A 12,838-nucleotide genomic window follows, 5' to 3' on the forward strand; every position below is an offset into this window, starting at 1 on the left:
ATAAAAATCTCACAATTTTATGAAAAAACTTAAACTAATTTTAATACTTATCGTAGGATTAAGTTTCGAAATTCAAGCACAAGAATTAGATGTAAACCTTCAACTCAGACCACGTTTTGAATATAGAAACGGATACAAACAACCAATATCTTATGGTCAAGAAGGAACATCACAAATTTCACAGCGTTCTCGCTTAGGCATTAATTACAAACAAGACGATTTAATTGTAAAATTAACTTTTCAAAATACCAGAACATGGGGAGATGTCCCTCCGGCAACGGTTGCAGATAAAAATGGAGTGGCAGTTTTTGAGGCTTGGGCACAATATAATTTTACCGAGAAATGGAGTGCTAGAATGGGACGTCAGGTTCTTTCTTATGATAATCAGCGTATCTTGGGTGAAATGGATTGGGCACAACAAGGTCAAAGCCATGACGCACTTATTGTAACTTATCAAACTGAAAAACAAAAATTAGATTTTGGTGGGGCTTATAATTCAACAGCAGAAAATGTCGTTCAAACTCCTTATACAGTTGCAAATTATAAAGCTATGCAATATGCTTGGTATCATAATCAATTCAACGAAAATCTAGGTGCTAGCTTTTTATTATTGAATACAGGTTATGAATATGCTCCTAATCCTGCTCCTTCTACTAAGCTACTAGTAGATTACATGCAAACTTTCGGACCTTATTTAACTTATAAAAAAGGTAAAATCGATACCAGCTTTTGGCTGTATGGACAAACTGGAAAAAACACCGATCAACAAGTAAGTGCATGGAATGCCGCAGCTAATTTTGGATATAATATTACTAATGCCTTCAAAGTTGGTTTAGGTTACGAATTTTTATCAGGAAAAGATTCAAATGACGGAAGCACGGTAATCAAATCATTCAATCCGATTTTTGGAACTAATCACGGACTTAACGGTTACATGGATTATTTTTATGTTGGAAATCATCTGAAAAGCGTTGGTCTGCAAGATGCTTTTATCAAATTGAATTATAATGTCAATAAGTGGCAATTTGCTTTAATTCCGCATGTATTCTTATCTGCTGCTGATGTAGTTACACCAGTAAACGAAAAATTAGATTCGTATTTAGGAACTGAGGTTGACGCAACTTTTGGATATAATTTCAGAAAAAATATAACGGTAACCGGAGGTTATTCTCAAATGTTTGGCTCTAAAACAATGGAATTTGTTAAAGGCGGAGATACTAGCCATACCAATAACTGGGCTTGGTTAATGATTTCTGTTGATCCGAAAATTTTTAGCTGGAAAAAATAATTTTTCTTGAAAATTAACTTAAAAATTTTACCCTTTTCTCATTTCGAAAAAAGGGTATTTTTTTTGATCTAATAAAAACTCATTATATACTTTAATTATTTATATTTGAATCGATTATGAACCCCCAATTCTATCCTAATGAAACCATTTCTAAAATTGTCTTTGCTGACTTTTATTGTCACGCAAACAGGCATCGCTCAAAAGTACAACGACGCCTTAATTTCTAAAAACTCAGAAATAAATTTTGCAAAAACGCAAAAAAGAGGCATTAAGAAAAACAACATTATTTACTATGTTGAAAATGATTTACAAACAATATCTGCCTACAAAAGGAAGAAATTGAAATGGCAAACCAATGTTATTTCTGTTTGTGGAAAACCAAAAAAAGGTGACCCAGAAATTAGATATGTTGGTTACAACTCAAACAAACTGCTTATTGTTATCGGAAAACATAATTTTGCTGAAATAGACATTAACAGCGGTGAAACAAAATTTGTTGGTTAAGATTAAAGAAATCTAAATATATAAACTGCCCTTTTTCCATTTTGAGAAAGGGTATTTTTTTTTTGATTTACCAGAAATTTATTTCTCTCTTTAATCATTATATTTGAGTTAGAAATAATTTATTTTTCAAATGAAACTAATTGCTTGGAATTGCAACATGGCATTCAGAAAAAAAGCAGAATTCCTTCTCGCTCACAATCCTGACATTGCTGTAATTTCTGAGTGTGAAAGTCCTGAAAAACTCAAATTTCCAGATCACATAAAATTACCTTCGGATATTCTTTGGTACGGCGAAAATCCTAATAAAGGAATTGGTATTTTTTCGTTTGGAGATTATAGATTTCAATTGTTAGAATGCCATAATCCAACTTTCAAAAACATCCTTCCAATTGCCGTAACAGGCGGGAAAATTGACTTTACTTTATTTGCTATTTGGGCTAATAATCCTGCTGATAAAGATGGTGCTTACGTAACTCAGATCTGGAAAGCGATTCATTTTTATGAAGATTTAATCAAAGGAACTAAAACCATTTTAATTGGAGATTTTAACAGCAATACTATTTGGGACAAACCACGTCGAGAAGGAAATCACACAACAGTTGTAAACAAATTAGCCGAAAAGAATATTTTCAGCACTTATCATAAATACTTTAATCAAATTCAAGGTAAAGAAGAACATCCGACTTGGTATTTGTATCGTCATGAAAACAAACCCTATCATCTTGATTATTGCTTTGCTTCAAATGATTTTATGGAAGTTTTAGAAAGCGTCGAAGTTGGTGCTTACAAATATTGGACGTTGTATAGCGACCACAAACCTTTAATAATTAAATTCAATATATAAACCATGAACAACTGGACTCAACGTTGGGACGACCGTTATAAAAGCGAAGAATTCGCATACGGCGAAGAACCCAACAATTATTTAAAACAACAAATTGAAAAGCTTAATCCTAGTTCTATACTTTTCCCAGCTGAAGGCGAAGGAAGAAATGCCATTTTTGCAGCTAAATTAGGATGGAAAGTTTCGGCTTTCGATATAAGTGAAGAAGGAAGAAACAAAGCGCTTCGTTTAGCAGAAAACAATAATGTTTCACTTGATTATCAAGTTGGCGAATTAGAAACTTTAGATTTTCAGGAAGAACAATTTGATGTGATAGCTTTAATTTATGCTCATTTTCCAGCTGAAATTAAATCAGAAATTCATCAACAGCTTGATAAATTATTAAGCAAAAACGGTATTATTATTTTTGAAGCTTTCAGTAAAAAGCATTTAGAATATGTTACCAAAAATGAAAAAGTTGGCGGGCCAAAAGACATCGAATCTCTATTTTCAATTGAAGAAATCAAAGCTGATTTTCCTAATTATGAAATCATCCAATTAGAAGAAAAAGAAATTGAACTCAACGAAGGTTTATTTCACAATGGAACTGGTTCTGTAATTCGATTTATTGGCAGAAAAAAATAAATTATATTCGACGTAGAGACGCACTTCTTTGCGTCTCTACAAAAAAATCAAATTTTTTACATCAACATAAAACCTTAGCATCTTAGAATCTTAGCAACTTAGAATCTTAGATTAAAAATACTTATGCTCCATAATTTCAGATCTCAACTCTGAAACTCCTAAAATCCCTACACGCTTTCCTTCCGTTTTAATTAGAGATTCTTTTTTAAGACTTGATAGAATTCGAATTGCTTGTTCTTCTGTTGTTCCTGCAAAATCTGCAATTTCCTTTCGCGAAAGCTCAATATCAATCAAACCATTCTTTTGTCCGAACTTACGATGAATATAAAGCAACAAATCAATTACACGTTCGCGAACATTCATATGAGCGATCTTGCGAATATTGTTTTCACTTTTGTTTAATTCTTCGGCATAAAATAACATTAAAGCATATGTGAATTCTGGAATGTGCTGTAAAATTTCCATCATGGTTTCATTGCTAAAATTACACAAAACAGTATCTTCAAGAGCATAGGCGCCAATCAAATAGCGTTTGCTCGTTCCAAATCCACGGAAACCAATAATATCTCCGTTTGTGGTTAAACGAACGATTTGTTCACGACCGTTAATTCCTGTTTTTACCGTTTTGGCTTTTCCTTTACATATAAAGTAAAGTCCTTGCAATGGTGCACCTTCGGTAATAAAACGATTAGATTTTTTACAGATTATATTCTGTTTTTTAGAAATATAAGTTGCCATCTGATGTAAATGCAAATGTTTCTTTATAAAACAATTCTCATTTGTACAGGAATAACATACTGCTTGCTCTTCTTTCATGAGTTCTAATTTTTAGCACATTCAAAACTAATTTGTTGTTCCTCATTTCTTTTTATCAAAAGTAAAAAAATAAATCAAAAATTAAGTATTAATACTTAAAAAATACTTATTTTTGTTTCAACTTAAGTAAGTGATTTATTTAAAACCGAGAAACGATGCAAAGTACTAAGATCAAAACTACCTGTTCCTACTGTGGCGTTGGCTGCGGTATAATCGTGACTAACGATGCTAAAAATGGTGTAATGGTCGAAGGCGATAAAAATCATCCTGTAAACAAAGGAATGTTGTGTTCTAAAGGAATGAATCTACACTACGTAGTTAACGATACTTCCGACAGAATTTTATATCCAGAAATGCGAGGCAGTAAAAATTATCCGCTCGAACGCGTGAGTTGGGATACAGCTCTTGATCGCGCTGCTGCAGTTTTTACTTCTATTATAAAAAAACACGGACCCGACAGCGTTGGTTTTTATATTTCTGGACAATGTTTAACCGAAGAATATTACTTAGTCAATAAACTAGTTAAAGGTTATTTCAAAACCAATAACATTGATACCAATTCCAGACTTTGCATGAGTTCTGCAGTTGTGGGCTACAAAAAAACTTTCGGAGAAGATTCTGTACCCATTGCTTACGATGATATCGAATTGGCAGATACTTTTTTAATTACAGGCGCAAATCCAGCTTGGTGTCACCCTATTCTTTTCAGAAGATTGGAAAAACACAAAGAGAAAAATCCGAAAACTAAAATAATCTGCATAGATCCAAGACGAACAGATACTGCCGTATTCTCCGATTTACATTTGCAGATTATTCCGGGTTCAGATATTATTTTATATCATGCTATTGCCAGACGAATTATCGAAAAAGGTTACGTAGATCATGATTTTGTAAAAAATAATGCTGAAAATTTCAAACAATACAAAGACTTAGTTTTAGGAACTTCTCTTGAAAAAGCCTCAAAACTTTGTGGAATTTCTGTAAACGACATCAAACTTGCCGCTGATCTTATCGGAAAAGCAAAAGGATTTATTTCGCTTTGGGCAATGGGATTAAATCAAAGCGCCGTTGGAGTTGATAAAAATACGGCTTTGCTAAATTTATCTTTATTAACAGGACAAGTTGGAAAACCAGGTTCTGGGCCATTTTCATTAACAGGTCAACCCAATGCAATGGGCGGACGCGAAGTTGGTGGAATGGCAACACTTTTGGCAGCACATAAAGACATTGCAAACCCTACACATCGCAAAGAAGTGGCAGATTTTTGGGGTGTTGATGAGATTTCAGATAAACCAGGTTTAACAGCGACGGAAATGTTTGAAGCTTTAGAATCAGGAAAAATGAAAGCGGTTTGGATTATCTGCACGAATCCGCTAGTGAGTTTACCCGATTCTAGAAGAGCCGAAAAAGCGCTTCAAAATGCTAAATTTGTAGTCGTTCAAGATATTTCGCATAATGCAGATACAGCCAAATTTGCCGACTTATTATTGCCTGCTGCGGGTTGGTTAGAAAAAGAAGGAACGATGACCAATTCGGAACGTCGTATTTCCTATCTTCCAAAAGGAATCAATGCACCTGGAGAAGCACTTCCTGATATTGAAATCTTGATTCGTTTTGCTAAAAAAATGAATTTCAACGGATTCAATTTCAACAATGCCGAAGAAGTTTACAAAGAACATTGTGCACTTACAAAAAATACTAATATTGATATTTCATTCTTAAATTATAATCGTTTAAAAACTGAAGGCACTTTTCAATGGCCAGTTCCAGATTATAATCATCCAGGAACTCCAAGATTGTTTACAGATAAAAAATTCTATACGCCATCTGGAAAAGCAATTTTTAATCTGCCAGTTTCTATCGAAAATACATCCGTTCAGCCAAATGATGAATTCCCTTTTATTTTAACAACAGGAAGAATTCGAGATCAATGGCATACGATGACAAAAACTGGAAAAGTATCTAGATTACTAACACATATTCCAAGTCCTGTTTTAGAAATAAATCCTATTGATGCTTTTAAAAACAATATTAAAAATGGTGATATTGTCGTAGTTTCAAGTAAAAATGGAGAAGTTCGCGTAAAAGCGAAAGTCACCGATACAATCAAAGAAAAAGTTCTTTTTCTGCCGATGCACTGGGGAAAACAACTCGAAAATGATTTAAACCGAACCAACAATTTAACGAATACGGTTGTTGATCCAATTTCAAAAGAACCCGACTTTAAGTTCACAACGGTTTCAATTAAAAAATACGTAAAACCATTTCAGAAAATTGCGATCGTTGGTGCTGGAGCGGCTTCTTTCCGATTCATTCAAAACTATCGTGAATTCAATTCAACCGATGAAATTATTGTTTTTTCGAATGAAGTAAATCCGTTTTACAATCGTGTTTTGTTGCCTGAATACATGACGGGAGAATTCACTTGGGAACAGCTTTTAAAAGTTAAAGATGGTGAAACTTTCAATAAACTAAAAATCACCATGAAAGCAGGGGTTTCTATTGATAAAATAGATCCAAAACAAAAAACAATTATAGATAGTCAAGGCGAAATTCACACTTTCGATTCGTTGATTATGGCAACTGGAAGCCGTCCTTTTGTTCCCGAAAATGCACAGCTTCATCTTCCTGGACGTTTCACCGTTAGACGAAAAGAAGATGCTGATCGTTTGAAAAAACATTTAGACAGTACCAATCTTCCGCCAGAAGAACAGCACGTTGTCATTATCGGCGGCGGATTATTAGGATTAGAATTGGCAGCGGCTTTAAAACATAAAAAAGTAAAAACAACAATTATTCAGCGTGCTTCGCGTTTGATGGAGCGTCAGTTAGACCGAATTTCAAGTAAATTATTGGCTGAAGAAGTACAACTTAGAGACATTCAGATTTATTTTGATAATGAAGTCAGCACTGTTTTTGAAACTGATAATCCAAACGAAATCGAAATTGCTTTAAAAAGCGGAAAAATCATTACTGCAAATGCAATTGTATATACAATTGGAACAATTCCGAATATTGAAATTGCACGCGAAAGCGGATTAGCTTGCGGACGTGGCGTGAAAGTAAATCAGTATTTACAAACTTCAAATCCAGATATTTTTGCCATTGGAGAAATAGCAGAATTCGAAAACAAACTTTTCGGAATCACTTCTGCTGCCGAAGAACAAGCTAATATTCTTGCAAATTTCCTTGCTGGTGATATTAGCAGTTATTACAAAGGTTCGATTTTAATGAATATTTTGAAATTAGAAGACATTAATCTTTGCAGTATTGGCGATCTTACCATCCCAGAAAATGACGATTCGTACGAAGAAATTGTTTTTACCGATTTAAAGAAACGCTATTACAAAAAATGCATCGTAAAAGACGATCTTTTGGTTGGTGCCATTTTAATGGGAGATAAAAATGAGTTTGCCGAATTCAAAACGATGATTGAAAGCAAAATCGAATTATCAGACAAACGAAATACACTTTTGCGAGGAAGCTCAAATGCAAAACCAGTTTTAGGAAAATTAGTTTGTTCATGCAGTCAAGTTGGAGCTGGAAACATTGAAGAAACCATTAAAAGCGGCGTGAACGATTTCACCGAATTATGCAAAAATACGGGCGCAGGTTTAGGATGCGGAAGTTGTAAAACAGAAGTTAAGGAGATATTGGCAAAATGTAAATAGTTTTCAGCTTATGTTGCTTGTTGTATTACTTTAAACATAAATTTTAACGCAAAGAGCGCAAAGTTTTTTTGCAAAGTATATTTAGTTTATCCTTAACTAAGGAGGCAAAATTCGCAAAGCTTTGAAAAAAAAAATAAAGTATTGCTTTGCGAACTTTTTTCGATAGAAAACAATTTTACGCACAGCATATAAACCTTAAAAAACTTTGCGAAAAAACTTTGCGCTCTTTGCGTTTAAATCAACACAATCCGCAGCTTAAAACCTGAAACTTGAAACAAAAACAAAAATGGAACTAACAAGATTAATAGTAAAAGGAGGCGTTATTTCGCCAGGGGAATTACAAGAAGTTGTAAATATCGCTTTGGAAGAAGGTTTGGATTCGATTTCGTTTGGCTCTAGACAAGATATTATTTTTCCGAAAGGATTTAAATCTTTGGACAAAACCACTTTAGGAAAACATCATTTTGTTTATCCAGATCAAAAAAGCGGTAACAATATTGTTTCTTCTTATGTTTCGACTGATATTTTTAGAAACACCAATTGGCTTACCGGAAATAGGTTTTTATATATTTTGGAAGAATTTAAAGAACAGCCAAAACTTAAAGTCAACATAACCGATCCGAAACAGCAATTGGTTCCTTTGTTTACAGGACATTTAAATTTTATTGCGTCAGAACACGAAGATTATTGGTATTTATATGTTCGTCTTCCAAAATGGGAAAAAATGGAAATCTATCCAGTTTTACTTTACAGCTGGGATTTGGCCAAGATTTATTACGAAATTGAGAAAATCTCCGAAGAAGAATTTATTGATATAGAAATGCTTTTCGCTTTAGTGAGCGAAGCTTTAGATACCAACAATAGAACAATCGACAAACCATTGAATATTCCGTTTTACCCATTTCCGTATTATGAAGGAATGAACAGAATGGGAATTGATCAATATTGGTTAGGATTATATTGGAGAAATAATTTATACGATTTAGATTTCTTGAAAGAAATGTGCGATTTATGTTTTGAATGCAAAATCGGGAAAATCTGCATCACTCCTTGGAAATCTTTCATTATAAAAGGAATTCCGAAAGATCGAAAACTAGAATGGGAAAAATTCTTAGGGAAACGCGGTATCAACGTTCGTCATTCTTTATTGGAATTAAATTGGCATTTGCCTGTAGCAACAGAATGGGCTTTGAATCTAAAAACTTTCTTAGTTCGAACATTAGATCAATTCGATATCAGTACTTATGGATTGAATTTCGGAATTTCAGAATACAATCGTGATGGGCATTATTTCACTTCCATTATTATCGAAAAAAACGAACTTCCAACAGCTTTAGAATCCATCAAAATCAGGGATACCTATAATGTTTTGTTTGCAAAGAATTTTGACCCAAATACACGAGAATATATTGTGCATTCTCAAGATATAGATAAACTGGAACTTCCAACAATTTTAATTGAGCTAAGCCGAAAATACTTTGAAGAACTTGGAAATTCGACCTCAGAAACAACTGAAAAACTGCAGAAAAAAGAAAAACCGCAATTAGATATCTATCAATGTCAGGAATGTTTAACACTTTATAATTCTGAATACGGAGACGAAACTCAAGGAATTCCTAAAGGCCTTTTATTTGAAAATTTGCCAGAAACCTATTGCTGTTCTCTTTGCGAAGCGCCAAAAAGCAATTTTAAAATCCTAGAAGTAATTGAAAATTAATGAGTTCTAAAAAAGCATCGCATTTTGTATTCAAAAATTGCGTATATTTAGCTTAACTAAGAATTTCGGTTAAAGCGTTATACTTCAAAAGCTTTAGAACCACTTGGTTAAGATCTATTTACTCAATAAAAAATACAATTATGATAAAAAGAAATCCATCGGTTTCTGCTGAAAAAACCACAGATGCTCCAGCAGAAACAGCTGTAGAAACCACTACAGAAGTACAACCAGAAACTAAGACAACGATTAAAAGAACAACAAGAACTGCAACAAAAGCACCTGCGGCAAAAACGACTACCTCAAGAACTACAGCTGCAAAAGCACCGGCTGCTACTGTAAAACCGGCAGCTAAAACACCAGTAAGAGCGGCTTCTAAAACTACGCCAAGAGCCACGGTAAAAAAAGTAGCTGCAACTCCTGCAAAAAAAGAACCTATCGTTTCTGAAATTGTAGAAATTAAAACCAATGATGTTTCAGAAAGCAAACCTGTTGTCACTGTAGAAAAAATTGGCAAAGAAAAAAACGATATAAAATCAAAGCTTAAAGCAAAACTAAAAGCCAAAAAGGAAAAGGATAAGAAAAGAGAAAAAGCAATTAAAGCAGTTATCAAAAAATTAGAAAAAGCTAAAAAAGAGAAACTAAAAGCTGCTGCGAAGAAAAAAGAAAAAGCTAAAAAAGCAAAAGATAAAGCTAAAGCTAAAAAAGTTGCGGCAAAGAAAGCTGTCGCTCAGAAAAAGGCTAAGGCAAAAACTAAAAAGAAAAAATAGTATTCTGAGAAAGGTTTGACTTTTAAAAAGTTAAGCCTTTTTTTCTTTTTAAAAATACAGTTTTGTCATTTCGAGGAAGGAGAAATGACAATATTGTGTGAATTCTCAAGAAACCTAACCCCCAATCGCAATCATACTGCGATTATCAAAATGAAGTGTTGGATCATTTATTTCATTAACGGTTGACATTCCTGCTCTAACTTTCTTTTTGTTTTGAATGGATTCTGAAATTAACTCAGTAATCGATTCTCCATTTCTAAAAGCAGTCAGTAAATCGGTTTCTGAATTTGAGAAAAGGCAGTTTTTTATTTTTCCGTCAGCCGTCAAGCGGATGCGATTGCAGCTGTCACAAAACGGATTTGTTATGGAACTAATAATTCCGAAATCACCTTGAAAGTTTTTTATTTTATAATTTCTTGAAGTGAAGTTTTTTTCGTCTTCTAATTTTTGAATTTCTTTTGATAAAAATTGAGTTTCTACTAAAGATAAAATTTCTTGCTGCGAAACCATTTTGCTCCTATCCCACTCGTTTCCAGCAAACGGCATAAATTCGATAAATCGAACAGAAATTGGCAGAAATTGAGTCAGTTTTACAAAATCTACAATTTCAGTATCATTAAAACCTTTTATCAAAACCACATTTACTTTTACCTGAAAATCGTTATTCAAAAGCAAATGCAGATTATCAATTACTTTCTCAAACTGATTTCTAAGCGTTATAGAATGAAATTTTGAAGCAACTAGGGTATCTAAACTCAAGTTGATTTTCTTAATATTAAATCGTTTTAAAACCTCAATATGGCGGTCAATTAAAATTCCGTTTGTAGTAATCGAAAGTGAAATTTCTAATTCTGATAATTTAGACACAATTTCAGGAAAATCTTTTCTTAGCAAAGGTTCACCACCTGTTAATCGTATTTTGTCAACACCATTTTTCACGAAAGTCTGGGCAATGGCAAAAATCTCATCTGCCGTCATTAAACTGGCTTTTGGAGATAAAGCGATTCCATCCGCAGGCATACAATACGTACAACGCAAGTTGCATTTTTCCAGCAGTGAAATACGCAAATAATTATGCTTGCGCCCGAAACTATCAGTCAAAATAGTGTTAGAGGCTGTCATGATTTTTTCCTTTTAAAATATGAAAGACATGCATTACATGCGGAAAAACAGCATCCATCGATTCTCTTACTCCGTTTGTTGATCCCGGCAAAGCCAAAACCAAAGTTTTGCCTAAAGTTCCTGCAACACTTCGAGAAAGCATTGCATAAGGCATTCTCTGTTGTCCATAATTTCGGATTGCTTCTTCAATTCCTGGAATTCTGCTTTCTAAAATTGGCTCTAAAGCTTCAGGCGTAACATCTCTAGGAGACAAACCTGTCCCGCCCGTAAAAATAACCAATTGATTTTCTTTGGCGAAAGCCTTAGTTTTTTCCTGAATAATAGCTAATTCATCTGGAATAATCTCGTAATGAGAAGTTTCAACTCCGTACGAATCTAATTTTTCTACTATTGTTTTTCCAGATCTGTCTTCTTTATCACCTGCAAAAATCGAATCAGAACAAACGAAAACTGCGGCTTTAATTACATTCGGGAATTTATTTTTAAAAGACGATTTTCCGCCTTCTTTATTGATTAGTTTGATGGTTGAAATTTCGATTTCTTTGTCAATTGGCTTTAACATATCATACATTGTAAGCGCTACAATCGATGCGCCATGCATGGCTTCAACCTCAACTCCTGTTTTGTAAACAGTTTTTACTTTGAAAATAATATGAATATCTAAACCTTCGATATTGTATTCTACAGCAGTATATTCAATTGGAAGCGGATGACAATCTGGAATAGACAAATGCGTATTTTTAACCGCAAACAATCCTGCAGTTTTTGCCATTTCGAACACGTTTCCTTTTGGCACTAAATTATTGACAACAGCATCAATTGTTTCTTGTTTGCTTACTTTTACAATTGCGGTTGCTGTTGCGACTCTTAAAGTGCTTATTTTATGCGTAATATCTACCATTATAATTTCTTACGTATTTTGTTTCCAAGTGAATGTATCATTTTCAAACATTTCTTTACCAAAAATCGGCACATCGGTTTTTATCCAGTTTACAATTGCTTCTGTGGCTTCATAAACCTGTTTGCGACGCGTTGCCGAAACAAAAACGAACAAACAGATTTCACCTGCTTTTACAACGCCCAAACTGTGGTAAATGTGCATGCAAGTTAAATCGAATTTGGCAAAGGCCTTTTCGCGAATGGCATACAAAGCTTCATTTGCCATGTCTTTATAGGCCGAATAATCGATTGCTACGACTGTGTTATCATGAATAACATCGGCACGAACTTGTCCCAGAAAAATATTATGCGCTCCAATCGTATGTTTTGATTGATGTTTAGTGATTGATTCTGCAATAAACTCAGGAGCAATTGGTCCTTCTACAAATACATTTTTACTCATTTTTTTTATGTTTTTTTTTGCCACAGATTATATGGATTAAAATGATTTTTCTTTTGCCACGAATTACACGAATTTTCACGAATTAAAACTCAATATTGTCATTTCGACAAAGGAGAAATCTTCGCAAGGAACTCCTCACAGTA

11 protein-coding genes are annotated in these 12,838 nt (G+C 33.7%); 7 read left to right on the forward strand and 4 right to left on the reverse strand.

Annotation, left to right across the window (positions count from 1 at the left end):
* Positions 1-19 precede the first annotated feature (19 nt).
* The 4 genes from JC605_RS11700 to JC605_RS11715 all read left to right on the forward strand — a co-directional run bounded on the left by JC605_RS11700 (position 20) and on the right by JC605_RS11715 (position 3,260).
* Positions 20-1,288, forward strand: a complete 1,269-nt coding sequence (locus JC605_RS11700; protein WP_198856359.1) for an alginate export family protein — start codon at positions 20-22, stop codon at positions 1,286-1,288.
* A 138-nt stretch (positions 1,289-1,426) separates the two neighbouring features.
* Positions 1,427-1,792: a hypothetical protein gene (locus tag JC605_RS11705; protein WP_198856360.1), complete on the forward strand. Its 366-nt coding sequence runs from the start codon at positions 1,427-1,429 to the stop codon at positions 1,790-1,792.
* Positions 1,793-1,922: 130 nt separating this feature from the next.
* Positions 1,923-2,636, forward strand: a complete 714-nt coding sequence (locus tag JC605_RS11710; RefSeq protein WP_198856361.1) for an endonuclease/exonuclease/phosphatase family protein — start codon at positions 1,923-1,925, stop codon at positions 2,634-2,636.
* Between the two features lie 3 nt (positions 2,637-2,639).
* Positions 2,640-3,260: a bifunctional 2-polyprenyl-6-hydroxyphenol methylase/3-demethylubiquinol 3-O-methyltransferase UbiG gene (locus tag JC605_RS11715; RefSeq protein WP_198856362.1), complete on the forward strand. Its 621-nt coding sequence runs from the start codon at positions 2,640-2,642 to the stop codon at positions 3,258-3,260.
* Positions 3,261-3,371: 111 nt separating this feature from the next.
* Here the strand turns inward: JC605_RS11715 and JC605_RS11720 are convergent, their stop codons facing one another.
* Positions 3,372-4,076 (reverse strand): Crp/Fnr family transcriptional regulator, encoded by a 705-nt coding sequence (locus tag JC605_RS11720; RefSeq protein ID WP_198856363.1) that lies wholly within the window; start codon positions 4,074-4,076, stop codon positions 3,372-3,374.
* A 155-nt stretch (positions 4,077-4,231) separates the two neighbouring features.
* Between JC605_RS11720 and JC605_RS11725 the strand changes: the two genes are divergently transcribed.
* From JC605_RS11725 to JC605_RS11735, 3 genes are all read left to right on the forward strand, one after another.
* A complete protein-coding gene (locus tag JC605_RS11725) occupies positions 4,232-7,747 on the forward strand; it encodes a nitrate reductase (RefSeq protein ID WP_198856364.1) in 3,516 nt (1,171 codons plus the stop codon).
* Between the two features lie 286 nt (positions 7,748-8,033).
* Positions 8,034-9,464 (forward strand): rubredoxin, encoded by a 1,431-nt coding sequence (locus tag JC605_RS11730; protein WP_198856365.1) that lies wholly within the window; start codon positions 8,034-8,036, stop codon positions 9,462-9,464.
* 140 nt (positions 9,465-9,604) lie between these two features.
* Positions 9,605-10,231 carry a hypothetical protein gene (locus JC605_RS11735; protein WP_198856366.1) on the forward strand — a complete coding sequence of 209 codons (627 nt, stop codon included), beginning with the start codon at positions 9,605-9,607 and terminating at the stop codon, positions 10,229-10,231.
* 114 nt (positions 10,232-10,345) lie between these two features.
* Here JC605_RS11735 and moaA read toward each other — a convergent pair whose 3' ends face one another.
* From moaA to JC605_RS11750, 3 genes are read right to left on the reverse strand one after another with little or no spacing between them, the layout of a single operon-like run.
* Positions 10,346-11,353, reverse strand: a complete 1,008-nt coding sequence (moaA, locus tag JC605_RS11740) for a GTP 3',8-cyclase MoaA (protein ID WP_198856367.1) — start codon at positions 11,351-11,353, stop codon at positions 10,346-10,348.
* The gene (moaCB, locus tag JC605_RS11745) at positions 11,340-12,254 is read right to left on the reverse strand and encodes a bifunctional molybdenum cofactor biosynthesis protein MoaC/MoaB (RefSeq protein ID WP_198856368.1); all 915 of its coding nucleotides are present in this window, start codon (positions 12,252-12,254) and stop codon (positions 11,340-11,342) included. Before moaCB ends, moaA begins: the two co-directional genes overlap by 14 nt.
* A gap of 9 nt (positions 12,255-12,263) precedes the next feature.
* Positions 12,264-12,695: a molybdenum cofactor biosynthesis protein MoaE gene (locus JC605_RS11750; protein WP_198856369.1), complete on the reverse strand. Its 432-nt coding sequence runs from the start codon at positions 12,693-12,695 to the stop codon at positions 12,264-12,266.
* Between the last annotated feature and the right edge of the window lie 143 nt (positions 12,696-12,838).

The organism is Flavobacterium sp. IB48, from assembly GCF_016405855.1.
Taxonomy (GTDB): Bacteria; Bacteroidota; Bacteroidia; order Flavobacteriales; family Flavobacteriaceae; genus Flavobacterium; species Flavobacterium ginsengisoli.